This is a genomic window from Bacillus thermotolerans, from assembly GCF_000812025.2.
Taxonomy (GTDB): Bacteria; Bacillota; Bacilli; order Bacillales; family Domibacillaceae; genus Quasibacillus; species Quasibacillus thermotolerans.
In genome coordinates, this window is record NZ_JWJE02000017.1 from 15,922 (window position 1) to 41,720 (window position 25,799).

Below are 25,799 nucleotides of genomic sequence, written 5' to 3' on the forward strand. Positions count from 1 at the left end.
GGGGAGACAGTCAGGTTATAAAGAAAGGGCGATTAGATTGGGAACATATAGGGATTTAGCGGTTGGATTTGCCCGCACTGGTGTGACCGGCTATGGGGGAGGTCCCTCAACCATTCCGTTAATTGAATATGAAGCTGTAGAGAAATACAAATGGGTCTCAGAAGAAGAGTTTGGCGAGATTTTGGCTTTGGCCAATACATTGCCGGGACCGATCGCTACAAAAATGGCCGCGTACATTGGTTATAAGGTAAAGGGGAGCATAGGGGCAGTAGTAGCTATTCTTACTCATATCCTGCCTTCGCTCGTAGCAATGATTGGGTTATTAGGGTTTATCTATTCATTCAGGCACTCACCGATCGTATCGGGAATGGTCCAGGGTGTGACTCCAGTTATAGGGTTCATGCTGGCGGAAATGGCTTATCGCTTTTTTGAAAAGGGACGCAAAGGACTCGGCGTTTCCAGGATGCTCTTATTTTCAATTATTTCTTTAGTTTTCACAGAAATGCTCGGTCTGCATCCGGGAATTTTAATCGGTGCTTTTCTTATTTCTGCTTTCTTTATTGCAGCACGGAAAGAAAAGGCAGCCGCTTCTAAGAAGGTGATCATGCAAAGAAAGGAAAATAGCTTATGATTTATTGGGATATCTTTTGGGCATTTTTTATTTCCAACCTGCTTGGTTACGGAGGAGGCCCTTCAACCATTCCGTTAATACAAAATGAAGTCGTTAGTAATTATGAGTGGATGTCGCTGTCTGAATTCGGTGATGTTCTGGCTATTGCTAACGCATTGCCAGGACCGATTGCTACGAAGATGGCGGGCTTTATCGGCTTTGAGCTTGGCGGTGTATTAGGCGCAGCTGTTGCACTGATTGCCACAATTTTGCCGTCAGCGCTTGCTGTCATTGTATTATTCAAATTTGTTGATTTGTTCAAGGATTCTCCGAGAGTCAAGCTGATGACAAAATCGGTTCAGCCGATTATCGCTGTGCTGCTGGCTGTCATGGCCTACCAATTCTTCATTACAGCTTTCCAAAACAGCGGGGTATTGCACTTGTTGCTTTTGACGCTGGCTAGTTATCTTACACTTTACAAATTTAAGGTGCACCCTGCATTGGTCATTGGCTGCGCCCTATTCTATGGCGGAGTCTTCTTATCATAAAAGGGAAAAATGAAATGAAAAGCGGGTGAGGGGACATATGGAGACAGAGTGGAAAGAAGAAAGCTTTCTGTCTATACGGGAGCATGCTTATTTATATTTAAAGGATAAAATTTTAAAAGGGGATTATAAGGCTGGGGACCGCCTCATCGAACGGGAGCTGGCATCTCAGTTAGCCATTAGCCGTACGCCAATCCGTGAAGCCTTATTCCGTCTAGAGTCACAGGGATTCGTGAAAACTGTACCGAGAAGAGGCGTGATTGTAGTGAAGGTCTCCGAGGAGGAAGTGATTGAGGTCTTTACTATTCTTTCCTCTTTGGAGGTGCTGGCTGCTAAACTAGCCGCCCAGCGAATGGATGACAAGATGCAGCGGGAATTAGATGAAAAGATTAATCAGCTGCTTGAGCAGCAGGAACAGGCGGAAGAGCAGTTTAGCAGTGAACATATCCAAATGAATCACTTGCTGAACAAAGCGGCAAAGAGTCCGAAGTTATTTGAAATTCTTTCAGGGCTGACAGATTATATTCACATGGCTGCTAATATGGGGTATGAAACGCCTGGAAGAAAAAGAGAATCGTTAAAAGAACACTTGGAAATTATGAAAGCTTTGCGCAATAAAGAAACAGAGATGGCCGAGTACTTAATGAGGATCCATATTGAGAATTCAAAGAAAGCTTATATCAGCTATATGGAGAGCTTGAAAGAAAAGCAGAAAGCTTAATGGAGAATGAACGAAAAAATTTTATAAAATTGTAAGAATTTTTAAAACTTATAGTTGTTTATTAAAAAACAATATGGTATATTGTATACCAAGAAGAGCTCAAGGAGGAAAATCACATGCCGAAAATTAACTTTCTAACAAGCGAGAAAACATTAGAAGTACCAGAAAACTCCAATATTCTAAGAATGTCTCTGCGTTATGATGGCGACCTGCCTAACCGTTGCGGCGGTGGTATTTGCGGAACTTGTGTTTGTAAGATAGAAGAAGGTGCAGAGTTTATTGATAATGTAAAGATTCAGGAAAGAAGAAAACTCGGAGATGATTGGCTCGAGAAAGGCTACCGTCTAGGCTGCCAAACGTTCGTTACTACAGGCGATGTGTCGATCTCTTGGGATGAAGAAGTAACCAATCAAGTGAAGAAAAGAAAGCCGGACAAAATCAAGAAAGAAGCTGCTCCAGTAAAGTGATCATTAATCAAAAATAAGAGGTGAGATTATGTGGGTTTGCAAGGGTCATTTAAAGGAAGTATTGGCACAGTTGGATACCCCTCATATTAGTAAGGCACCTTACAGGATTCAATGCTCTTTTTGCAGCAGCGAGGCGAGTGCTAAGCTGTACTACACTCACCATCCTTTCTTATACAGAAGAAAATCGAAAGCGCTTTACTATTTAGCAAACATAGAAGAGAAGCAATCCAGTTAAAAAAGAAGTGGAGAGAAGAAACATGGCAGAAGTAGTGAACACAGATGTAGAAGAAAGACTGAAAGCGTTAAATATCAATTTGCCGGATGTACCGGCCAATCCCCACCCATTTGCTCCGGGCGTTGTCTCAGGAAACACAGTGATCCTGTCAGGACAAACCCCAAAAGTTGACGGACGTCAGCAGTACGTTGGTATTGTTGGAGAATCAATCAGCATGGAAGAGGCACAGGAGGCAGCAAGAACCTGCACTCTTAACCTGCTGGCTTCATTGAAATACCTGGTCGGTGATTTAAATCGGGTGAAGCGAGTAATTAAGGTAAATGGTTACGTAGCAGCCACTCCTCAATTTAAAGAGCACCCAGTTGTAATTAACGCCGTGTCGAACATGCTGTATGATGTGTTTGGAAAAGAACATCAGCACGCACGTATTGCAGTTGGACTGGCTTCTCTACCAGGAGGAGCACCAGTAGAAGTTGAAATGACAGTAGAAATTAACTGAAAATTTTAAAAAAGGTTTACAAAAAAACAGTTATATGATAGATTTTAAATTGTTAGATAATTCAGATTAGTCTAACTAAGAGGATGAATGGTGGATGGCATGGATGGTTGGTCCTTTTAAACAGGAACTAATTAAGGATTATAATAATATCAACCTTAGGATGTTTGATATAGGTGTCAAAAGTCAAAAGGTTGATATTGTAGGTGATAAAGTGTTGATCATCGCCCATCATAAGAGAATTGCTGCTCTTAAATACCTGGACGAGATCAATCGCTCGGTCACCAAGATGACGGACCTTGCTATTATTGACGCCTTTAAGGAGCATTTAAAAGAAGTCATAGAGGAGAAGTATGGCATGAAAGTCCGCTCGATTTTGAAGGACTATGATCCTTATACAGAAATCTCAGGTACCGTTATTATATTTGACAAGCAAGTAAGTTCTTATATTGATATGGCTAATTAAAATAAAAGGACTGGTCAAGCGAACTCTCGAGAGTGCGTGAAAACCGTCAGTACAGGATATCAGATTACATCTGTATCGTTGTGCTGACGGTTTTTTTGTGCATGCTCAATAGATCAATGGTTTCTTGAGGTAAAAAGCGTCGGACTGCCTTCTCCATAGGAAGATAACCATTCACCTATCCTTCATGTGAAATTAATAGGTTTGCTTTTTAACACATTGCGGGCGAATAATCGGCAGCTATCAACACAAATGGGGGGAAATAAATGAATAATGTACAAGATGTCTTGAATGCACTGGACAAGCTGACTGGAGGAAGAGTAGTTAAGTCTCTAGGGGACCTTACAAGGGGAGATCATCCTTTTGTCATTATGAAATCTTCTAACCTTCCTGGGAAAGAAGTGATCGAAACGCCTGGCCTGGTTTACGGGGATTTGAATAAAAGTGTGAAGAAAATTGCCGTCACTATGACCATGACAGAGGGCAGCATTGAGCTGGCCGGGGCAACCGGCGTCGATGCAATCATTGCTCACCACCCAATAGCAGAGGCAGCTAATTCTGGCGGGGTTACATTAAAAAACTATTTAGATCTTTATAATGTAGCTGCATTTGAGCTGCATGAAGCGTTTCATGGATTGCACCCGGGTATTTCTTTTCTGCATGGCCATGAGGCTTATAAAGCAGATATCTCTTATGGAGGAGTGCACGGTAATGTACTATTTGTTGGCAAAACGCTTCCAGGGGTGCAAACACTCGGTGATATGTTAAGTCGATTAAATGACTTTATGGGATTACAGCAAGAAGAAGAACTTCTCTTTACAGAAAGAGAAGTAAGAGGGTCATCTTCCTTAACTGAAACAAGCGTGGTTACACGCGGACGGATTGTGATTGGCAATGAGGATACACGAGTGAATCACATCTTGCACATTTTTCCTCATACAGGATTCTCGCCTGAGCATTTGCGGCAGGCAGCAAAAGAGCATCCCGAGGCAGACACTGTGCTTGCTTCCATCAGCCGTGTGTATGATGGACACGCTCTTATTGAAATGGCTCGGGAGCTGGGGCTGAATATGGTCATTGGCAACTGCCATGTATTAGAAATACTAGAGAATGGCCTGCCGTTAGCTTATGCATTGGATAAGCTGCTGCCGGATGTGGAAGTAGTAGTTTTTAGGGAGCGCATAACAAGTACCGCTTTACATGAAACAGGAACCTCCCAAATGAAAGAATACGCGGAACGGATGGCGGATGAGTATTTAGTTAACAGAAGTGCTGCCAAATTATCGAACTAGGAAAGAGGAGGGAAGAGTATGAGTGAAGCAAAAAAGCTGGCCGAGGAAGCGGTTAAGTCAGAAGAGCAGGCAGTCGTTGCTCATCCTGACAAGAGAAAGTGGGCCAAGATTGAGTTAGTTGGTTTAAGTTTAGTGATCATTTCTTTGTTAGTTATGATGCTATCGCCAAGTACGCTGGCAGGGCTGTTTAATTCGATTGTTGATCAAGTCTTCTCTGTCGTGGTAGAGGTATTTCTGACGGGGACAGTCGGTGTCACGATTATTGTCAGCGTGATTATCGGCCGGACATTAGAACGGCTGGGCTTCACCGATGCTCTTATCCGGGTATTTGTCCCTGTCACTAAGCTGCTGAAAATTAATTCCGCTGTTGTCATTCCCAGCATTTACAACATTCTCGGCGATATTAATGCGGCAGGAAAAATAGCAGGACCGATTTTGGTGAAGTCCGGTGCTACAAAAGATGAGCAGAAGATAGCCGTAGCCACAATGGTACAATCTCAACAATCCTTCTCTACCTTTATGTTAGGAATGCTTGCATTGACTGCTGTAGGAGCTAATGCTTTCGTAGTGGTAGTACTAGCTGTATTTCTGCCCGTGCTCGTTGTTCCATTTCTTCTTTCCAAAACGATTTACCGGGATACAAAGGCTGTTCAGCTTGAGAATTTGCCTAGGTTTACTCCTAAGACAGGCGCTCTGCCGACTGTATTTAACGCCGCGCGTGAAGGAGCCGAATTGGTTTTTCTTCTCATTATTCCGGCAGTAGCAGTTGTTTTTGCCATGATTGGCGTGCTGGATTATATTGGTATATGGACGACGATTGAATCAGGGTTATCGTCTGTTCTGCTCGCTTTAAATATTGAACCGGAAACAGGTATTCTATCTATATTGGCTACTCCAACACTTGCTATGGCTCAATTAGCGGAGACCGCTGCTTCTATTGACCCCCGCCTGGTAATAGGTTCATTTGTTTTAGCTTCATCAGGCTTGCCGCTTTCAACCGTTTTAGGACAAGTTCCTGTTATATGGGGAGCGAACTCTGACCTCAGCGAAAAGGAGGCAATGGGGGCGGCCGTTTTAGGAATTACGATGAGAATTATCACCGCTTTCTTAATCGTTTACTTTTTAACACCTATACTAGTTTAGAAGGCATTTTACCAATGTTTTGCAAGTTGAGAAGAGAGGTGAAGGTAAACTGTCGAGGAATTCAGCCTCTCTATTGAACGGGGATCTAGGTAAAAAGGGATTCGCTTTAAGTATGAGTGTTCTCGTTTCAAAAAATGAAGGCAGACGGTTCTTTCTATAGGCTCTATAAGTTCTCCGTTCACTAGCATCAGTTCTATTTGAAGTTCTTCTAGCTGGGCGCAAGAAGGAGCGGTGAAGGAACAGGGGGATGCTTGGAAAGGAGCAAATGAACGAGCAGTATCCTCGGAGATATGGTGGATCCTTCCTGTGGCTGCCAGCCGTTTATCTGGAAGAATAAATGCCGGCTCATGATACAAGTCTTTCCCTATAGAGGAAACAAGCTTTTTACCATTTTCAAAAATGGACATACAAATAGAAAAGTTAGGCAAAATGGATAGCGACCGAACAGTGAATAGTTCGAAACCGATTAAGTTCAAGAGAGTCCCACCCTTCATGATGTTTAAATATTCTATGAGAGAAAAGTAAGATTATGAAATCAAACCCAGCTGCTTCGTACGTCAGGCGGCTGGGTTTATTTATTTGAAAAAAAGCAGAGCGCCTTATTAAAAAGTGACCGGGGCACAGCAATCCAGGTCAGAACTTGAATAAAAATTCTGAAAATATTAATTATTCTTTATTGACACTTCTTAGCTTCTTGTATTAATATTACGTTAGAAATGCGATGAAAAATAAAACGTATTAAAGTAAAATGAAAGAAAGAAGGGGAAGAGCATGACGAATCAAACTATAACCGTTCATTGTTCGTTCTGTGACTCGGACAATGTGGATAAGATCGCCCCATTTGGGACTGCACAGCTTGTTTCTCAATATTATTGCAACAGCTGCCACAGTGTATTTGAATTTATTAGATGGCAAAATCCAGGAAAGAAAGAAGCGGAAATCCAAAAAGTAATTAAAAAATAACCACAATTATTGTGAAAGAATCCTTCTAATATTACGTTTTTAAAAAGTTCGCAAAAAAAAGATAAAAAAAACTATTGCAAGTAGTTAGAATATTATGTATATTATGTATTGAGAACGATAGTTAAAAAAACATTAAAGGTTTGGGAGGAATAAAAATGACACAATCAACTGCAGTAGAAATCAAAAAGGACAATCTGACAATCGTTAAGGAAAACGGAATTGCTGAAATCCATATTCATGTAAATAAAGCGAATTCTTACGCGCTTGAATTCTACCAGGACTTAAACGCCGCGATCGATGAGATCCGCTTTGACAAGGATATTAAAGTAGCAATCCTGATGAGTGATGTGCCGAAGTTCTTCTCTACAGGAGCCGACATCAACTTCCTGAAAAATGCGGATCCGAAATTCAAAACGCAATTCTGCTTGTTCTGTAACGAAACACTAGACAAAATGGCCCGCTCTCCGCAAATCTATATCGCTTGCTTGGAAGGCCACACAGTAGGCGGCGGCCTGGAAATGGCATTAGGCTGCGACCTTCGCTTCATGGGTGACGAAGCCGGCCAAATCGGGCTTCCGGAAGTGTCTTTAGGCGTACTGGCTGGAACAGGAGGCACTCAGCGTCTGGCTCGCCTTGTTGGCTTCTCCCGCGCATTAGATATGAACATCACAGGCGAAACATTGACTCCGCAGGAGGCGCTGGATATCGGCCTTGTGAACAAGGTGTATCCTCAGGAACAAACAAGAGAGAAAACAAGAGAATACGCGAAGAAAATCGTAGAAAGCGCGACGTATGCTGTATCGAACATCAAGCTTTCTATCATGAACGGAAAAGAAATGCCGTTAAACGTAGCGATCCGTTACGAAGGCGAGCTGCAAAACTTATTGTTCCGTTCAGAGGATGCGAAGGAAGGCTTGAACGCATTCTTAGAGAAGCGCGATCCAAACTGGAAAGGTCAGTAATAAAAAAGTGTTATAAAGAAAAAACAATATCGGCGCCTGCTGCCGATATTGTTTTTTCATATAAAGGCAGGTCGTGAGGCAAACAGCCGAGCGAAGAAGGCAGGTTTTAAGAGAAGAAGCGTGAAAACACTTGTAAATCCCTGCTCCCCTAGTAATAATGGAGACAAAAGAATATGTGAAAGAGATGAGTAGAAAATGAAACCTAGATCATTAATGTTTACTTTGTACGGAGAGTACATCCAGCACTACGGGGGAGAAGTGTGGATTGGAAGTTTAATCAAAATGATGTCCCAATTTGGCATATCTGAATCATCCAGCCGGGGCGCCACTCTTCGCATGGTACAGCAAGGATATTTCCAGGCGCGAAAGATTGGAAATAAAAGCTATTACTCCTTAACGGATAAAGGAAAAAGAAGTATGCAAGAGGGAGTGTCCAGGGTTTATTCCATACGAAACCTTAAATGGGATGGTTATTGGCGGGTCGTTACTTACTCTATTCCTGAGAATAAGAGAGAGCTCCGAAATCAAGTTCGCAAAGATTTAACCTGGATTGGCTTCGGAATGATCTCTAACAGTGTATGGGTAACCCCTAATCCGCTGGAGCAGCAGGTCTTGAAGATGATTAAGGAGCATGGCCTTGAAGATCACATTATTTTATTTAGTTCCAGTGAAATCGTTTCCCATGATAAGGGCGAGATTGTTCAAAAAGGCTGGGATTTTGATGGGATTGACCAGGCGTATCAATCATTTATTGAGCGGTATAGCGAAAAATATGAAGCACTAAAGGAACGTGCGTGGAATGAGCAGTTGACGGATAAGGAATGCTTTATTGAACGGACGACTCTTGTTCATGAATATCGCAAGTTCCTATTTTTAGATCCTGGCTTTCCTGCCGATCTGCTGCCGGCAGACTGGAGTGGAAACAAAGCAAGGGAGCTGTTCTTTAACGTGCACCAGCTGTTGTCTATTCCAGCTATCCGTTATTTTGAAGACGTTTTTGACCCGGCACCTGATTGCGAACATGTATCTAATAGGGAAAAAGCAATTCATCCTTTCATTAATATTATGTGAGCCATCAGGCTAAAAGCCAGTATTTTTATTAGAGCAAGGGGAGGAGCATACATATGGCTGAACAATTTGAAACGATTCAATTCCGGACTGAGCAAGGGGTTGCTTACCTGACGTTAGATCGTCCGCCTGTGAATGTATTAAACATTGAAATGATGAATGAAATTTCAAGTGCGCTGACAAGTATACGCGACAACAAGGATCTGCATGCTTTAGTCATTCGTGCAGAGGGGAAGGTATTTTCCGCAGGAGCAGCTGTAGAAGACCATATGGGGGACAAAGCGGAGCCGATGCTCCATGCCTTTCACAAAATGTTTCATCTTTTGATTGAGATTCCTTGTCCAACGATTGCTGTAGTAGAGGGCGCGGCTCTAGGCGGCGGCTGTGAACTGGCGACTTTCTGTGATATTGTCTATGCGACAGAGAAGGCGAAATTTGGTCAGCCGGAAATTAATCTAGGGTTATTCCCTCCGGTATCAACAGTGGCGTTTCCTTGGGTAACCGGGCTGAACCGGACGATGGAACTGCTTTTAACGGGAGAAACCATCGATGCTCAAAAGGCATATGAATGGGGATTTGTTAATCGCCTTGTGGCGCGGGAGGAAGTGGATGAGGCTTTGGAACAGCTGTTAGGTAATTTAAGAAGCAAGAGTGCATTGGCTTTATCCTTAACAAGAAAAGCTGTCCGAAAGGCAATGGCTTCAAGCTTTGCTGCCTCCATTGGGGAAGTCGAGCAGATTTATTTTCGTGATCTTCTCCCTTCCAACGATGCACAGGAGGGGCTGCATTCGTTCGTGGAAAAAAGAGAACCCGTTTGGAAAAACTCCTAGGGGGCGAGGCAATTGGATATCCAACAGATAGATGAAACGACTTACAGGCTTCCCATTCCCGTTCCTTTCCCTATGAAATATGTGTATTGTTATTTGTTTAAAGAGCCGTCGGGCTGGACCATTGTAGACACAGGTGTGAATTATCCCCCTGCAAAGGAAGCGTGGGAAGAAGCTTTTGCCGAGCTGGGTGTAGCAGCTGGCTCGGTTCAGCGTATTTATTTAACTCACTTTCACCCTGATCATTTTGGCTTGGCGGGCTGGCTGCAGGAGAAGACAGATGCTGCTGTCTATATTAGTGAAGAAGATTTCCATATGTCTAGGCGCGTATGGGGGAAAGACAGTCGGCAGGCTGAGCACATCGCTGTAATGTGCAAGCAAAATGGCGTACCTGATGAGCTTACAGAGCAAATTAAGCAGCAAATGGAGAAGCTGCAAAAAAATGTAGCTCCTTTGCCGAACTTAACTGTTTTAAAAGAGGCGCATGTAATATTAGGCGGCGTTTCCTGGGAGGTTATTAAGACACCGGGGCACAGCGATGGATTGATCTGCTTCTTTCAGCCGGAGAAGCAGCTGCTGCTCGCAGCTGATCACGTACTGGACAAAATTACGCCAAATGTGAGTCTTTGGCCTGGTGCGAGCAGAAATCCGCTGCAGGATTATTTACGTTCGCTGGACAAAGTATGCGCATTAAACGTAAACAAAGCGCTTCCTGCACATGGCGGCTTAATTGCTGACCTTTCAGGAAGAGTGGAGGAGATTATGGCTCATCATGAAGAGCGCTTGAAGAATATGTTTCAACTGTCACACGACGGAAAGACGGCCTATGAAGTAGCTTCAGAAGTATTTCGTCATAAAGAGCTGAATGCGCACCAATGGCGGTTTGCTATGGCTGAAACATTAGCTCATTTGGAATTTCTCGTTTCCCGAGGAGAGCTGACTAGGCAAGAAGGGACAGTTATACAATATACTGCTGCTTCTCCCGTTAGCAGCTAAAAGCCGTGATCAGCTGGATATAACAAAAGGTACATTTTATAGTAAAGCCCACAGCTTCATGCTGTGGGCTTTAATTGTTACGTATTAATATCAATCGTTAATAAAACATATACATAAATTGAGGTTTTATATTACTGAATTACCTCTTATAGGGAGAAAAATGTTAGATTGTTTTCTGGCAGGAATGATAATGAACAAGCTGATCTTTAGCGAATAAGGCGTTTAACGGCGTTTTTTCGCTGTTTTTTTTACTAATTACCCTGTCCTTTTATTTATTAAATTTCTATTTGAATTTTTCTGAATTTTTTATTGACAGTCGTCAAAAAAACGTATAATGTTATAAATAACAAACGATAGTTAAAAAAACATAACAATAAATAACCAGCTAATTAATCCATTAACTAATTAAAAATGAAAAAGAAATAAATGAGGTGGGAAAATGGAAAACGCAGCTCTTTTAAAAGAAAAAGTCCAGGAAGGCTTTATGGTTGAAGGTATGGAGGATATGAATGAAGAATATCTGAAAGCGCTTAAGCAAACGCTCACAATTGTGGGAGATACAGAGCTTCTAAGCGTACCTCCTCTATTAACTGTTTATGATCAGGCGCCTACGCTAAATAACAAAATTACTGCTTTAGCGATCATGCAGGATGAGATCGGCCACGCCCATATCGCTTACCGTCTGCTGAAGGACCTGGGAGAGGATACGGAGGAGCTTCTTTACAACCGCGAGCCAAACCGCTGGAAAAACCCTTATGCATTCGATTTCGAATTATCCAACTGGATTGAGCTCGGCGTATTTAACGCATTGTTCGACCGTGCAGGCTATACCCTTTTAGGAGATGCAGGAGAGCATACATCCTACGGGCCTTGGAGACGGGCGCTGGTAAAGGTGGATAAAGAAGAATTATTCCACTTAAGAAACGGCGAAATTATCATGAAATCCGCAGTAAAAGATCCTGAATTAAAGAAAAAGGTTCAGGAAGCTGTTGATTGGATGTTTATCATGGGATTGGAATTCTTTGGTGTAGCGGATAACCTAAAGAGCCGCTCGCAGCAAATCGAATACAAGCTAAAAGGAAGAACAAATGATGAGCTTCGCCAAAAGTGGCTGTCTACAGCTGTTCCATTCTGCGAGTCGATTGGCATAAAAGTACCTGCTCACTATGATGAAGCAACAGAAAAGTTTGTCATTGATGTACCATTCCCTTGTAAGTTTGACGCAGAAAACAAGAAATGGCTGACAGATCAACCTGATACATGGGAAAACGTTATCAAACGCTTTAAGTCACGTGGACCTCAAAATCAGCAATTTGTTGAGAGAATTCAACAAGGGGCAAAAGAACTTGAAAAATTAAGAAATGAGGCGGTATAAATGACAGCAGTTTCTACTGACACACAAAAATATTGGAACGCACTTAAAGAAGTCATGGATCCGGAATTTCCAATCAGTGTAGTAGACATGGGACTTATCTATGATATCCAGGAGACAAATGGTGCAGTTAACGTAACGATGACTTTCACTGCTGTTGGATGCGCTTGCACGGAATGGATCAAAGGGGACATCGAAAATCGTCTGTTAGAGGAGCAGGAGGTAAGAGAGGTCAATATCGAGGTCGTTTGGGATCCACCATGGACGGTAGATAGGCTGAGTGAAGAAGCACGGGAAAGAATGAAGAACTGGGGGGTTAGCTCGAGATGAGTGTGAAGACAAAGCAAAGAACAACGTTCGATGTATTTACCCGCATCGAACGGGGCGATGATTTAATTCACATCGGAACAGTGGAAGCTGAAACAGCAGAATTAGCTAAAGTATATGCTGCTTACACGTACGATGAGGAAGATTGGGTGGAAATGTGTGTAGTGGATCGGGCTCAGCTGGACTGGGTGCGAAAGCCTAAAGGATTATTCGCCGGGAAAGGAGCTTAATAGTATGGCAGAGCAAACAGCAGGTTTAACGTCATTTATTCATTTAGTTGAAACGATTGCAGATAACAAATATGTACTAGGAGATCGCCTGGTAGAAGTGGGGGTCAGCGGGCCCAACTTAGAAGCAACGCTTGCTGCTATCGCTATGGCGCAGGGAGAACTAGGGCACGCTAGATTGCTTTATAACTGGAGCGCTGATTTGAAAGGCGTCAAGAAAGCTGATGTAAAAGACCAAAGCGGAAAGGCTCTTCCGAATGCCGTAAAGGTTAATAATTGGATCACGCTGATCGCTTCTTTGTATGCAACAAATGCAGCTATTGATCTTGTTTTGAAAGCGGTATCGGAATCAGAACACGCCAAGGTGGCTTCTCGTGTACAAAAGCTGATTAACGAACAGAAGGAACATATCATTTATGCAAGAGGCTGGGCTAAACAGCTTTTAAATGATAAAGGAGCTGTCCCAGCGAAATTCAAGGAAGCTTTAAATGAGGCGATCCCTGAAGCGGGAGAATGGTTGAAATCTGTGGAAGCTCAAACAGAAATAGTGGAAGAAGGCTATATGTCTAAAACAGTCTCACTATATGAAGCTTTTAAAGCGGAAGTGGAGCAATTAACCACTCCGGCTCTTGTCAGCACAAATTAAAAAAATTATTTTGTTAGTCATGCAATAAGTACTTTGTGCTTATCGCTGCTTATATAATGGGCTATCCAGCTGCTTATTACAATACACATGAAATTGGGAGGAATAAAAATGACACAATCAACTGCAGTAGAAATCAAAAAGGACAATCTGACAATCGTTAAGGAAAACGGAATTGCTGAAATCCATATTCATGTAAATAAAGCGAATTCTTACGCGCTTGAATTCTACCAGGACTTAAACGCCGCGATCGATGAGATCCGCTTTGACAAGGATATTAAAGTAGCAATCCTGATGAGTGATGTGCCGAAGTTCTTCTCTACAGGAGCCGACATCAACTTCCTGAAAAATGCGGATCCGAAATTCAAAACGCAATTCTGCTTGTTCTGTAACGAAACACTAGACAAAATGGCCCGCTCTCCGCAAATCTATATCGCTTGCTTGGAAGGCCACACAGTAGGCGGCGGCCTGGAAATGGCATTAGGCTGCGACCTTCGCTTCATGGGTGACGAAGCCGGCCAAATCGGGCTTCCGGAAGTGTCTTTAGGCGTACTGGCTGGAACAGGAGGCACTCAGCGTCTGGCTCGCCTTGTTGGCTTCTCCCGCGCATTAGATATGAACATCACAGGCGAAACATTGACTCCGCAGGAGGCGCTGGATATCGGCCTTGTGAACAAGGTGTATCCTCAGGAACAAACAAGAGAGAAAACAAGAGAATACGCGAAGAAAATCGTAGAAAGCGCGACGTATGCTGTATCGAACATCAAGCTTTCTATCATGAACGGAAAAGAAATGCCGTTAAACGTAGCGATCCGTTACGAAGGCGAGCTGCAAAACTTATTATTCCGTTCAGAGGATGCGAAGGAAGGCTTGAACGCATTCTTAGAGAAGCGCGATCCAAACTGGAAAGGTCAGTAATTATTAAATAACCGAAAGAATTATCTTAAATTTCTGACTTAAATCTAGTATAATCAATAATTGGTCAATAGATTCATGTATTGCTTGGCCGCCCAAAATGAATGGAATAAGAGAAGCTTCTCTTCCTAACTTCATTTTGGGTGGCTTATTTTAAAAGCAACTGCACACACAATTTGAAAAATTTAGATAACAGAGGGTGATGATTAGATGGATTTCCGCGGCATAGGTATGCCTTACAATCTTACTCATCAATTAATTGATGAAAGTATTTTTCGCGGTTTTGGGGAGAAAGCAGCCATCTACTATGAAGATCAGCAGATTACTTACCAGGAATTGCAGGGGAAGGTAGGCCAAACGGCTAATATGCTCAAGGAGATTGGAGTAAATATGGAAGATCGTGTGTTAATTACATGCCACGATACACCAGAATTTATTTACTCATTCCTCGGTACAGTCAAGATGGGAGGGGTTGCTGTCCCGGTTAATACGCGGATGCAGCCATCTGACTACGAGTATTTTCTAAATAATAGCCGTGCAAAAGTATTTATCGTGCATCATGATATTTGGGAGAATATTGCTCATTTAAGAAACCGTTTTATTTTTCTAGATAAGGTTGTTGTTGTTTATGAAGGAGCCAGCACACAGGAAACAGAGGGAACGTTGAATTACCACCGCTTGCTTGAAAAGCAGAGCAAGGAGTTCACTTCACCTTACACATGCTACGATGATGCAGCTTTCTGGCTTTATAGCTCAGGAAGCACAGGGAATCCAAAAGGAGTCATTCATCTGCAGCATGATGTTGAGTTTTCTGTTAATACGTATTCTAAACATATTTTGCAAACAACCTCAGAGGACCGCTTCTTATCTGCTTCTAAGCTGTATTTTGCTTACGGACTGGGTGCGATGTATTTCCCAATGGCTGAAGGCGGGTCGACAATACTTGTGAAAGAACCTTCTTCGCCGGAAGTGATGTTTGAAGCGATCGAGAAGTACAAGCCAACTGTATTTTTAGGAGTGCCCACTCTTTATGGTGCTATGATCGAACATGTACAGCGGAGCGGCAAAAAATATGACCTCTCCTCTCTTAGAATTTGTACATCGGCTGGGGAGGCTCTTCCAGCATCGTTTTCGAAAAAGTGGAAAGAGCTCTTTGGTGTGGACATTTTAGATGGGATCGGTTCAACAGAAGCGCTGCATATCTTCATTTCTAACCGTTCCGGAGATATTAAAGAAGGCAGCACCGGAAAGGCTGTACAAGGGTATGAAGCGAAAGTAGTGAATGAACAGGGCATTCCGCTGCCGCCAAATGAAATTGGGGATCTTATTATTCGTGGTGACAGCATAGCCCATGGCTATTGGAATCTTCATGAACAAAACAAACAAAAGTTTATCGGCGGCTGGCTAAACACGGGAGACAAATATTATATAGATGAAGACGGTTATTTCTGGTATTGCGGACGAGCGGACGATATGTTGAAGGTAGGAGGCATTTGGGTCTCTCCTATTGAAATTGAGAACTGTCTGCTGGAGCATAAGGATGTGTTGGAGACGGCAGTGGTTGGAGAAACAAATGAGAACAATCTTGTGATTCCGAAAGCATATGTCGTATTGAAACAGGAGGTAGAGGCTTCATCTGCCTTGGAGAAAGAATTGCAGGAGTTCGTGAAGCAGCACCTGGCGCGTTATAAATATCCGCGCATTATTCAATTTATTGATGAGCTTCCTAAAACAACAACCGGTAAAATCCAGCGCTATAAGCTAAGAGAGCTTATTCAAAGCGGTACGGTTCAGCTGTAAGCCTGACTGGACTATTCTGAATATTTTGATTTGAAGGAAGAGAGTATATGAAGAGAAATGAATTCCAGGCGCGCGTCAATTTTGGTGATACCGATGCGGCAGGCATTGTGTACTATCCGAATTATTTTAAATGGTTTGATATTGCAGGACACCAGTTTTTCAGAAGTATCGGCTTAGCCCCTGCTTCATTAATGAAGGAACAGAACATTATTCTTCCTCTTCTTGATGTTCGCTGCACATTTGAGCGTCCGCTATATTACGATGATGTGATTACAATCAGAACGACAGCCGCCGAAGTAAACAATAAAACGATTAAATTAATTCATGAAGTATATAGGGGAGACGTGAGAACCGGTCATGGCTATGAGCTCCGCGGCTGGGTAAAAGAGGAGGAGGGCAGCATTTCTGCTGTTCCTATCCCCGATGAGGTAAGAGCTATACTTGAAGAAGAGGGCTTGGGAGAGAACCATCAGCTGAATCCTTGGCTGAATGCGTAATAACAAAGAATCTAATAAATAAGGCAGGCTGGCAAAAATGGTGTATAGAGAAACTTTATACACCATTTTTGTATCAAAGGACATATAACTAGCCAGCAGAAATACAGGGAGGAGAGAATATGAAAACGAAAGCCTCGCGTGTTGAATTAATTGAAGTGGCACAAGGTCGGCGGCCGGCCGACTTGTTCATCAAGGGCGGAACGGTGATTAATGTGTATTCTGGTGAATTCCTACAGCAAAACGTCGCTGTTTATAAGGATTGTATTGCCTATATTGGAGAAAGTGAAGCAGCGATCGGTGAGGAAACAAAAGTCATTCATGCAGAAGGAAAGTACGTATCTCCAGGGTTTATTGAAGCCCATTCCCACCCTTGGGTATTATACAACCCGGTCAGCATGACAGAAAAGGTGCTTCCGCTCGGCACAACAACGACAGTGAACGATGACTTGTTTTTCTATTTACATATGGGCGCCGCTGGTTTTAAGCAAATGGTCCAGGACCTGAAGCTGTCCGGCAACTTCTTTTGGCTCGTGCGGCTCGTCTCCCAAGCAGATTTTCCGGGAGAGAGAGAGTGGTTTAACCAGGAGGCCATTCAAGATTTGCTCAATTTAGATGAAGTGCTTGGAAGTGCAGAAGTAACGCGCTGGCCGCTCTTGTACAAGGGAGATCCTTTCCTGCTTGATACAATGGAAGTGTTAAGAGAGAAGGGAAAAGTAGCCGATGGGCATACGGCAGGATGCTCCTATGAAAAATTGAACTCCGTCGTAGCTGCCGGAGTAGATGCCTGCCACGAGGCTATCACAGCGAAAGAGGCATTTGATCGGCTGCGGCTTGGCATGTGGACAACACTTCGCAATAGTTCACTGCGCCCTGACCTTCCTGAAATTATTAAGCTCATCACCGAAGGAAAGGTCAATACGAGCCGCATTTTAATGACCACAGACGGTCCTCATCCAGGCTTCATTGAGAAGGAAGGATTCGTTGACGGTCTGGTACGCCAAGCTGTAGAGCTGGGGATTTCTCCTATGCAGGCGATCCAGATGGTCACGATCAACGCCGCGACTTATTTGCGGCTTGATAATTACATTGGAGGACTTGCGCCAGGCAGAAAGGCAGATATTTTGCTGTTGCCGGATCTTGTTAACTTCCGTCCGGATATGGTCGTAGCCGGCGGTGAAATTGCAGCCGAAAAGGGAGTATTGCAAGTAGAGCTTCCGACAGTCGATTGGAATAAGTACCTTGTGAGAAAGCCATTTGTATTTTCTAAAGAGGTATTAGATAATGCGAACTTATACCGCTATCCTCACCCATCATCGGATGAGCCTATACCAGTTGCTTATTTCCGAAGCAATGTCATTACACAAAGAAAGGACATGAATTTGCCTTCCGTCGATGGATATGCAGACTTAACGAATGAAGAAGGTCTTGTGCAGGCAGCCCTCATTGACAGGAACGGCCAGTGGGTATCAAAGGCTATTCTAGAAAGATTTGCCGTTAACTTAGACGGAATGGCTTCTACGTATAATACAACCACTGAGCTGCTAACCGTGGGGACAGATCCGAAAGCGATGGCTAAGGCCGCTAAGAGAGTATATGAAATGGGAGGCGGGGTTGCGATTGTTGATGGAGATGACATCGTGCTAGAGGTTCCGCTCCCGTTCACAGGAATGATGACAACGAACCCATCGTTTGATCAAGCAGCGGAGTATCATGACAAGCTGCTGGCAGCTATGCAGGAGCGCGGATTCCCATTCCATGATATTTTATACACGCTTTTATTCTTAACATGTGACTTCCTTCCGGGATTACGCCTCGTACCTTACGGATTGTATGAAGTGAAGACAGATGAGATTCTGCTCCCTGCTGAGCAGCTGGATAAGTTAACTTCCATTCAAGTTTAATGCTTTAAGAAAGAGAGTAGACGAGTCTTATAGAGGAGGGAGCAGAATTGGCGAAATACACTATAGTCGATAAAGATACGTGTATTGCTTGCGGCGCCTGTGGCGCCACCGCCCCTGATATCTTTGATTACGATGAAGAGGGGCTTTCCTACGTAATTCTTGACGATAACGAAGGAACAGCAGAAGTGCCAGAGGATTTGTATGACGATTTGGAGGATGCTTGTGAAGGGTGTCCGACAGAGTCAATTAAAGTAGAAGAAGAACCATTTCATAGCAAAGTAAATGCATAAAGAAAAAGGTACGGGAGGCGATGGGTCCTTTCGTACCTTTTCTTGTTTAAATATTGATTCGACCACAGGACCAAACAAACGATAATCTATACCCCAGGCAGCTTATATGAACAGGAATAGAAGCAGGGAACCCATCACAAGCTATGGGAAAAGCTGACTTAAAGGGGGATGACATGGATTACGGTTTATTGTGGAAAGCGGTTATTGTGGTATTAGGAGGGACATTGCTGCTTCGGCTGGCGGGGAGAAAATCCATTTCTCAGATGACGCTGGCCCAAACAGTAATTATGGTGGGTATCGGTTCTCTTCTTATTCAGCCGGTTGTCGGTAAAAATATATGGAGCACATTAGTTGTTGGCGGTGTTCTTGTACTCACTTTAATTGTAATGGAGTATTTTCAAGTGAAGTCTGACAGAGTTGAAGCATTTATAACTGGTAAAGCTAAGGTATTGATCAAAAATGGAGAGCTGCAGGAGGATCAGCTAAAGAAATTAAGGCTTACAATCGATCAGTTAGAAATGAAGCTGCGCCAGCAAAATGTTACTAGAATGGGTGATGTGAAGTGGGCGACACTGGAGCCGAACGGCCAAATTGGCTATGAGCTAATGGAGGAAGCCAAACCAGTGACGAAAAAAGAGTTTCAAGCACTGTATGAGGATATTCAGTAAATGAAACAGGCGTTGCTTTTATCTGTACCGCCTCCTATTTCTTCTCAGCGGACGGCAGAGGAGAAGGGAGACCTTTTTGCAGAAGTAGAAAGGAAGTCTCATCAGCAGCCGCCGCCCAAGCACTTACAATGATTAGTGTCTGTCAACATTTTGGCCATTTAGAATATACTGAATAGACATTGGGCGGAGGTGAAAGAATGGCAGTTGTTAAGCATCGAGAGTCCGATATTAATTTACTCGCCCGGCTGCTGCGGGCTGAGGCAGAAGGAGAAGGGCAGCAAGGGATGCTGCTCGTTGGCAACGTAGGGATCAACCGAATCAGAGCCAACTGCTCAGATTTCGTCGGCCTGCGGACGATTCCGCAGATGGTTTATCAGCCGCACGCATTCGAAGCTGTGCAGAAAGGATACTTCTACCAGAGGGCACGTGAAAGCGAAAAGAGGCTGGCTCGTCGCGCTGTCAGAGGTGAACGGTTTTGGCCGGCCAAATATTCTTTATGGTATTTTAGGCCAGAGGGAGATTGTCCGCCGACTTGGTACGATCAGCCGCTCGTCGCCCGCTTTAAATTGCACTGCTTCTATGAGCCGACGGGAGAAGAATGCCAAAATATTTACAACACTTTTTAACTAGATATTATTACGAGAAGAGGGGTCTGAGAGGACCTCTTTTTTTCTTGGGCGACCTTAGGTAATAAAAGGACTAGTACCTATAATTATGACATATTTGTAAATTTAACCTCATTCATATATCATGCTAAATACTTATCAAGTATAATAGACTGATGATTAATATAGGAATAAAGAACCATTCGTGTAGGAGATAAGGAGGAAGAGGTTTGTTTGCGTTTAAATCATTAAGTACCAGGCTATTCGTTGTTCTACTGGCGACATCCATTATTCCGCTTTTGCTTTTAGGAGCTGTGCTGCTGTACAACGCTAACCATGCGTTTACAGTAATGAGCGATCAGAATCAGGAATCGACAAAGCGGTCGGTCGTAAGCAGTCTTGATCTTATATCGGAGGAGCTGCTGAGGCTTGCCCAATTGTATGCACAGGATGAATCGTTGTCTAAAGCGGTTCAAAGCGGTAATAGAGAACAGCTGGCCTCACACGTACAGCCCATATTCGCCCGGCTTGTCAAGGAGCATGAGCTAAGCGTGCTGGAATTTGGCAACGGGGAGGGAGAGGTGTTTTTTAGAGGGCATAACTCTGAGAAATATGGTGACGACAAAAGCGGTGTGCCTGCCATTGAAGCTGCGCTAAATGGAGAAGCAGTATCAGGATTTGAATTCGGCAGCAGCGGTCTGGCTGTCCGGGCATTTGTACCGCTTATTTATAACAACCAACAAGTAGGTACGCTGCAAATGGGAATAGACAGCGGCTTCTTTGAAAGAGTAACAAAAGCGGCACAAGGTGTGGAAGTGAATTTATATAACTTAGACGGAGAAGTTGTCCAGTCTTCAAACGAAGATCAAATTGGACAGGCGCTTGACGATAACACGTTGAAAGAAACCGTTTTGGCCGGTGAGGAAGCTGTCGTGGAGGAGAATGGCCTGCTTCAGACCTATGTACCTATGCTTGATCCGACGAATACAGAAGTAATTGGCATGATTGGCATCAACCAAGATCTATCTATTATTCAGCAGGCAGGGCAAAAAATGACTTCTTTAACCTTTATTGTTGGAATCATTACTTTACTTGTCTTAGTAGCCGCAGCTTTCCTATTTAGCCGATCCATTGCACGTCCCATTAAGCAGGCTGCCTCTTTTATGGATGAATTTGCTCAAGGAAAGCTCAATGCGGTATATGAGGGAGAAGAGCGGAAAGACGAGATCGGCTTATTGACGGTTTCTATTAAGAAGATGCAGGAAAACCTAAAAGAAATGGTCACACGAATAGCTAAAACTTCGAAGGTGATGACAGAGCAGAGCGGCATATTGAAGCAGTCGGCTGGTGAAATCAATGAAGGGAGCCGGCAGATTGCTGTAACAATGAATGAAATGGCTGTAGGAGCAGAAACAGAAGCTCAATCATCTGTAGAACTTTCTGAAAGGGTGCATACATTTTCAGAAGATATCCAAGAGATGCATAAAGAAAGTCAAAACATGTCTGATGCTACTAAGCGTGTGTTCAGCTTAACAAACAGCGGCAAGCTCTTGATGGAGCAATCCGTTCACGGTGTGCAGGATTTGCACCGGGTTGTAGAGCATTCTGTACATGAAGTGAAGAGGCTCGATGAAGAGGCGGAACAAATTTCAGAGATGATTCAGGTCGTTCAGGACATAGCTGAGCAGACGAACCTGTTGGCACTTAATGCAGCGATTGAGGCGGCAAGGGCTGGTGAGCATGGCAAGGGCTTTGCTGTCGTAGCGAGTGAGGTTCGCAAGCTGTCTGAGCAGGTGAAACAATCGGTCAGCGGTATCACTAGGACGGCTGCTGGTATTCAGCAAGGTTCAAAGGAAGTCACAGATACTTTGCGGACAAGCTTTGAAAAAGCAGAAGCGATTACAGAGCAAATCGAGACAACCGGAAGCACATTCGAGGAAATGACGAAAGCCATCTCCGGACTTGTACAAAAGATTGAGGGGTCGGCCGGGCAGTTAACGGCTATTCATAAGGAGACAGCCGTTATTCAAGAAGTAGTCGAGAACCTGGCTTCCATTTCTCAAGAGTCAGCGGCCGGAATTGAAGAAACATCGGCTGCTGTTCAACAAACAAATTCTTCTATGGAGCAAATCACCAGTCAGGCAGAAACTTTGTCATATCAAGCGGAAGAGCTAAACGACTTATTAAAACGATTTACTTTATAGTGTAAAAGAAACAGCCGCTTCGGTCAGGGATGTCCGGGGCGGTTTTCTTTTTATCTGTAAGCGGCTCAAGGCAGCTCACATATGAATATCGCAGGCAGAATAGAATGCTGTATGAAAAGGCAAAGGCAGCTGCGGGAATAAGAGAAAGGTTTTTTTCTTTTTGTGGAGAAGTTATTTACAACATCAAAGAATCAGTCAGGCATAGTTGGTTTGAGGAGGGATGAAGTGGAGAAAGGACAGCATATATGGAAATATGCTTTTGCTTGTGTAATGGTGACCATTAGTACTCTTGGGTTTGGAAGAATGTCTTATGGAATTTTCATGCCTTTTATGAAGGAGAATTTGAACCTCACCTATGAACAGGCGGGGGCGCTGGGTACTGCTACGGCGATTGGATACTTAGGGCTCGTGTTATTTGCGGGGATCATGGCGGCGAAGTGGGGGTCTAAACGGCTGGTCATTATGGGCACCTCGCTTGTTGCTTTAGGATTATTCTTTTTATCGGTGGTGGACAGCTTCTGGGCTTGCTTGCTGGCAATGGTTATGCTTGGCATCGGAACGGCCTTTGCTTATACCCCTCTTGTTAATATTATCGTCGGCTGGTTCCCTGAGAAGAAAGGAATGATGATTGGTTTTCTTGGAAGCGGGCTCGGGTTAGGTACGCTTATCTCAAGCTCACTGATCCCATTTTTCATGGGCTGGTACCCGGAAAATGGGTGGAGGTACTTATGGGTTGTATACGGTATCTTTTCTATATTAGCAGCTCTCATTGCTGTGTGGATCCTAAAAGATCCGCCCGTTCCAGTGCGAGAAACGAATGGAGAGAAGGAGTCGCTTTTTCGAGAAGTGTATTTTCACAAAAAAGTATTGCTTGTAGCCTTCATTTATGGCTTGATCGGCTTTGCTTACCTCATCCCGCAAAGCTTCTTATTCAGCTTTATGCTGGAATCGCAAATCAGCAGTCATACTGCCGGCCGAATTATGGCGATTGGCGGCTTGATGTCGATCTTTAGCGGTCCGCTTTGGGGGATGATTTCGGATAAGGTCGGCCGGAAGAAGTCCCTGCTGTTTACACTGTTCATCGGTTCAGCCTCTGTACTGATCCCAGTCGTTTTTCCTATGCTCGCTGGGTTCATTATAAGCCAGCTTCTCTGGGGAGTAACGGTAGTAGGGATGCTGATGCTTATTCAAGCTCTATCCACGGAGCAAATTCATCCCATTTATGCACCGGTAGCCTTGGGATATACGACGGTATACTTTGCATCTGGTCAGCTCCTTGGTCCGGGACTTGGCGGCTGGATGATTGATCATATGGGTGGTATTCCGTCGTCGCTTCTGCTTTGCGGAGGGTTGCTGCTTTCGGCTTTCTTGCTATCTACACAGCTGGGAGGGAAAGCGCTCGCTGAGTCTGTCCCGTGGCAGAAAAAGCGCCATACGCTTGGCGGGTAGATTAGGAAGCCTGATGAATCAGGCTTCTATTTTATTTTCAGCTTTTGTTAATATTTTTTTAATTAAGTATGAACAAATATAGGAAGATAGGTCCGGAGCTTTTGCTTGTTTTGCTGATTCATGAATAGAAGAACTGACGAAGAATTAAAGAAGTCCTGCTAGAAAAGTTTTAAGGAATAGATGGGAAAGGTGGGGGTTATTTACAAATATTTATATGAACTTAAAAAACATCCCCTATACTCAACCTTGCACAAATCTTTTAAAGAGGTGAAGGGGTATGAGTAACGAGAAAGAGAACATGCTGGATGAATTAATTAAGAGGTTTAATGAGGAAAGCCTACAGAAAGACATCGACCGTCGGAGCTTCTTATCGGGAGCAAGCAAGGTAGCAGGAGCCTCGCTCGCTGTTGCAATTGCTCAATCAATGGGCGGATTCACCGTAGAAGCTGCACCTCAATTTAAGGATTATCCGTTTACACTTGGAGTTGCTTCGGGTGATCCGCTTTCTGACAGCGTCGTATTGTGGACGAGATTAGCGCCAGATCCATTAAATGGAGGCGGCATGCCTTCGCATGGTGTTGTGCCTGTGAAGTGGGAAATGGCATTAGATGAGCATTTTCGTAAAATCGTCAAGCGAGGGGTCGAGCATGCTCACCCAAGCCTAGCGCACTCGGTGCATGCGGAGGTATTTGGACTGAAGCCAAACACAGTATATTACTACCGTTTCAAGGTAGGGAATGAATTAAGTCCGATTGGAAAGACGAAGACACTGCCAGCGAAAGGAGCTAGCGTAGAAAGCTTAACGTTTGCTTTTGCTTCCTGTCAGCAATATGAGCATGGTTACTATACAGCATACCAGCACATGGCTAAAGAAGAACTGGATTTAGTTTTCCACTTAGGAGACTACATATATGAGTATGGGGCAGATGAATATGTAGCATCCACGGGGAATGTGCGTCAGCATAAAGGTGAGGAAATTATTACACTGACAGACTACAGAAACCGTCATGCACAGTATCGTTCGGATGAACACTTAAAGGAAGCACATGCAGCTTTCCCATGGATCGTTACATGGGACGACCATGAGGTAGAGAATAATTATGCGAACGTCATCCCGGAGAAGGGTCAATCGGTGGAAGCATTCATTAAGCGCCGTGCCGCTGCTTATCAAGCTTATTATGAGCATATGCCGCTGCGGAAATCTTCCTTGCCGCATGATTCGAGCATGCAGCTGTACCGTGACTTCAAATACGGAGATCTTGCTTCTTTCTTTGTGCTGGATTCTCGACAATATCGTGATGATCAAGCCAATGATGACGGCAGCAAACCGCATTCGCCGGAATCTCTTGACCCGTCACGCACATTGCTTGGAGAAGAGCAGGAGAAATGGCTGCTGGATCATATGGAGAAGTCAACATCTAAATGGAATGTGCTGGCCCAGCAGGTCTTCTTTACAGAGCGTAACTTTGGAACAGCGGCGTCTCCAGTGTACAGTATGGACTCTTGGGATGGCTATCCGGCCGCTCGTCAGCGCATTACAGATTTCGCAACCGATAAAGATATGGATAACATGATTGTATTGACAGGAGATGTTCATGCCAGCTGGGCTGCTAACATAAAAGAGGACTACAGCAATCCGGAATCTAAAACACTTGGAGCTGAATTTGTCGGCACATCTATCACGTCTGGGGGCGATGGCTCCGATGTTCGTGCCGATACAGAGAAGGTATTGGCGGAGAATCCGCACATTGAATTCTTTAATAACTACCGAGGCTATGTTCGCTGCCGGGTAACCCCTGATCAGTGGAGAGCAGATTATCGGGTTGTTCCATTTGTTTCTAGCAAAGGAGCGGATATAACCACTCGTGCTTCTTTCGTATATGAAAGAGACGGGAAAGGTTTGAGAGAGATTTCTGTTAACACCGTGCCAGAAGGCATCCAAAAGTCAACTGAGATCGAAGAGGATCGTCATAAGGCCCACAAACGTGCGCATGAAAGACAAATGAGAAAAAAGAGAGGGAAGGTAAAGAATTAAAAAAGGCGGTTACGCTTTTAGATAGCTCACAGCAGCAAGTGAGATGGAGCAAGAACCGGTAAAGAAGGCACCTAAAGG

29 protein-coding genes are annotated in these 25,799 nt (G+C 43.9%); all 29 read left to right on the plus strand.

Annotated elements, in window-relative coordinates; all coding sequences use genetic code 11:
- Window positions 1–31 precede the first annotated feature (31 nt).
- The 29 genes from QY97_RS08565 (at window position 32) to QY97_RS08705 (ending at window position 25,721) form a co-directional block, all read left to right on the plus strand.
- A complete protein-coding gene (locus QY97_RS08565; protein ID WP_046128703.1) occupies window positions 32–631 on the plus strand; it encodes a chromate transporter in 600 nt (199 codons plus the stop codon).
- Complete coding sequence (locus QY97_RS08570; RefSeq protein ID WP_039237656.1) at window positions 628–1,158, plus strand: chromate transporter; 531 nt, start codon at window positions 628–630, stop codon at window positions 1,156–1,158. The genes QY97_RS08565 and QY97_RS08570 overlap by 4 nt, the downstream gene beginning before the upstream one ends.
- Before the next feature lie 37 nt (window positions 1,159–1,195).
- Window positions 1,196–1,876, plus strand: a complete 681-nt coding sequence (locus tag QY97_RS08575; RefSeq protein WP_039237657.1) for a GntR family transcriptional regulator — start codon at window positions 1,196–1,198, stop codon at window positions 1,874–1,876.
- 116 nt (window positions 1,877–1,992) lie between these two features.
- Window positions 1,993–2,343: a 2Fe-2S iron-sulfur cluster-binding protein gene (locus QY97_RS08580; protein WP_039237658.1), complete on the plus strand. Its 351-nt coding sequence runs from the start codon at window positions 1,993–1,995 to the stop codon at window positions 2,341–2,343.
- 28 nt (window positions 2,344–2,371) lie between these two features.
- Window positions 2,372–2,578: a hypothetical protein gene (locus QY97_RS08585; protein WP_039237659.1), complete on the plus strand. Its 207-nt coding sequence runs from the start codon at window positions 2,372–2,374 to the stop codon at window positions 2,576–2,578.
- Window positions 2,579–2,600: 22 nt separating this feature from the next.
- Window positions 2,601–3,077, plus strand: a complete 477-nt coding sequence (locus tag QY97_RS08590; protein ID WP_039237660.1) for a RidA family protein — start codon at window positions 2,601–2,603, stop codon at window positions 3,075–3,077.
- Window positions 3,078–3,171: 94 nt separating this feature from the next.
- Window positions 3,172–3,540, plus strand: a complete 369-nt coding sequence (locus QY97_RS08595) for a Na-translocating system protein MpsC family protein (RefSeq protein ID WP_039237661.1) — start codon at window positions 3,172–3,174, stop codon at window positions 3,538–3,540.
- A 263-nt stretch (window positions 3,541–3,803) separates the two neighbouring features.
- Window positions 3,804–4,829, plus strand: coding sequence for a Nif3-like dinuclear metal center hexameric protein (locus tag QY97_RS08600; RefSeq protein WP_039237662.1), 1,026 nt, complete (start codon window positions 3,804–3,806; stop codon window positions 4,827–4,829).
- A gap of 18 nt (window positions 4,830–4,847) precedes the next feature.
- Window positions 4,848–5,972 (plus strand): hypothetical protein, encoded by a 1,125-nt coding sequence (locus QY97_RS08605; RefSeq protein WP_039237663.1) that lies wholly within the window; start codon window positions 4,848–4,850, stop codon window positions 5,970–5,972.
- A gap of 771 nt (window positions 5,973–6,743) precedes the next feature.
- On the plus strand, window positions 6,744–6,935 hold the full coding sequence (locus QY97_RS08615) for a PaaD-like zinc ribbon domain-containing protein (protein WP_039237665.1): 192 nt from the start codon (window positions 6,744–6,746) through the stop codon (window positions 6,933–6,935).
- Between the two features lie 155 nt (window positions 6,936–7,090).
- Window positions 7,091–7,897: an enoyl-CoA hydratase/isomerase family protein gene (locus tag QY97_RS08620; protein WP_039237666.1), complete on the plus strand. Its 807-nt coding sequence runs from the start codon at window positions 7,091–7,093 to the stop codon at window positions 7,895–7,897.
- A gap of 195 nt (window positions 7,898–8,092) precedes the next feature.
- The gene (locus tag QY97_RS08625; protein ID WP_039237667.1) at window positions 8,093–8,968 is read left to right on the plus strand and encodes a PaaX family transcriptional regulator; all 876 of its coding nucleotides are present in this window, start codon (window positions 8,093–8,095) and stop codon (window positions 8,966–8,968) included.
- A gap of 53 nt (window positions 8,969–9,021) precedes the next feature.
- Complete coding sequence (locus tag QY97_RS08630) at window positions 9,022–9,795, plus strand: enoyl-CoA hydratase/isomerase family protein (RefSeq protein ID WP_039237668.1); 774 nt, start codon at window positions 9,022–9,024, stop codon at window positions 9,793–9,795.
- A gap of 12 nt (window positions 9,796–9,807) precedes the next feature.
- Window positions 9,808–10,788: an MBL fold metallo-hydrolase gene (locus tag QY97_RS08635; RefSeq protein WP_039237669.1), complete on the plus strand. Its 981-nt coding sequence runs from the start codon at window positions 9,808–9,810 to the stop codon at window positions 10,786–10,788.
- 439 nt (window positions 10,789–11,227) lie between these two features.
- Window positions 11,228–12,163, plus strand: a complete 936-nt coding sequence (locus tag QY97_RS08640; protein ID WP_039237670.1) for a Phenylacetic acid catabolic protein — start codon at window positions 11,228–11,230, stop codon at window positions 12,161–12,163.
- Window positions 12,164–12,490 carry a metal-sulfur cluster assembly factor gene (locus tag QY97_RS08645; RefSeq protein ID WP_039237671.1) on the plus strand — a complete coding sequence of 109 codons (327 nt, stop codon included), beginning with the start codon at window positions 12,164–12,166 and terminating at the stop codon, window positions 12,488–12,490.
- Window positions 12,487–12,717: a hypothetical protein gene (locus tag QY97_RS08650; RefSeq protein ID WP_039237672.1), complete on the plus strand. Its 231-nt coding sequence runs from the start codon at window positions 12,487–12,489 to the stop codon at window positions 12,715–12,717. The genes QY97_RS08645 and QY97_RS08650 overlap by 4 nt, the downstream gene beginning before the upstream one ends.
- Window positions 12,718–12,721: 4 nt before the next feature.
- Entirely contained in the window at window positions 12,722–13,360 is a 639-nt protein-coding gene (locus QY97_RS08655) for a Phenylacetic acid catabolic protein (RefSeq protein WP_039237673.1), read from the plus strand.
- Between the two features lie 108 nt (window positions 13,361–13,468).
- Window positions 13,469–14,275, plus strand: coding sequence for an enoyl-CoA hydratase/isomerase family protein (locus tag QY97_RS08660; protein ID WP_039237666.1), 807 nt, complete (start codon window positions 13,469–13,471; stop codon window positions 14,273–14,275).
- A gap of 207 nt (window positions 14,276–14,482) precedes the next feature.
- Entirely contained in the window at window positions 14,483–16,072 is a 1,590-nt protein-coding gene (locus QY97_RS08665) for a benzoate-CoA ligase family protein (protein ID WP_039237674.1), read from the plus strand.
- Between the two features lie 47 nt (window positions 16,073–16,119).
- Window positions 16,120–16,569 (plus strand): acyl-CoA thioesterase, encoded by a 450-nt coding sequence (locus QY97_RS08670; RefSeq protein WP_039237675.1) that lies wholly within the window; start codon window positions 16,120–16,122, stop codon window positions 16,567–16,569.
- Between the two features lie 119 nt (window positions 16,570–16,688).
- Complete coding sequence (locus QY97_RS08675; RefSeq protein WP_039237676.1) at window positions 16,689–18,470, plus strand: adenine deaminase C-terminal domain-containing protein; 1,782 nt, start codon at window positions 16,689–16,691, stop codon at window positions 18,468–18,470.
- Window positions 18,471–18,517: 47 nt separating this feature from the next.
- Window positions 18,518–18,760 carry a ferredoxin gene (locus QY97_RS08680; protein ID WP_039237677.1) on the plus strand — a complete coding sequence of 81 codons (243 nt, stop codon included), beginning with the start codon at window positions 18,518–18,520 and terminating at the stop codon, window positions 18,758–18,760.
- A gap of 173 nt (window positions 18,761–18,933) precedes the next feature.
- Window positions 18,934–19,428 carry a DUF421 domain-containing protein gene (locus tag QY97_RS08685; RefSeq protein WP_039237699.1) on the plus strand — a complete coding sequence of 165 codons (495 nt, stop codon included), beginning with the start codon at window positions 18,934–18,936 and terminating at the stop codon, window positions 19,426–19,428.
- Window positions 19,429–19,560, plus strand: a complete 132-nt coding sequence (locus tag QY97_RS21075) for a hypothetical protein (protein WP_326497391.1) — start codon at window positions 19,429–19,431, stop codon at window positions 19,558–19,560.
- Window positions 19,561–19,625: 65 nt separating this feature from the next.
- A complete protein-coding gene (locus QY97_RS08690) occupies window positions 19,626–20,054 on the plus strand; it encodes a cell wall hydrolase (RefSeq protein WP_039237678.1) in 429 nt (142 codons plus the stop codon).
- A gap of 209 nt (window positions 20,055–20,263) precedes the next feature.
- On the plus strand, window positions 20,264–22,237 hold the full coding sequence (locus QY97_RS19535; RefSeq protein ID WP_052728944.1) for a methyl-accepting chemotaxis protein: 1,974 nt from the start codon (window positions 20,264–20,266) through the stop codon (window positions 22,235–22,237).
- Between the two features lie 225 nt (window positions 22,238–22,462).
- The gene (locus QY97_RS08700; protein WP_039237679.1) at window positions 22,463–23,686 is read left to right on the plus strand and encodes an MFS transporter; all 1,224 of its coding nucleotides are present in this window, start codon (window positions 22,463–22,465) and stop codon (window positions 23,684–23,686) included.
- Window positions 23,687–23,963: 277 nt separating this feature from the next.
- The gene (locus tag QY97_RS08705; RefSeq protein ID WP_039237680.1) at window positions 23,964–25,721 is read left to right on the plus strand and encodes an alkaline phosphatase D family protein; all 1,758 of its coding nucleotides are present in this window, start codon (window positions 23,964–23,966) and stop codon (window positions 25,719–25,721) included.
- The last annotated feature ends 78 nt before the right edge of the window (window positions 25,722–25,799 follow it).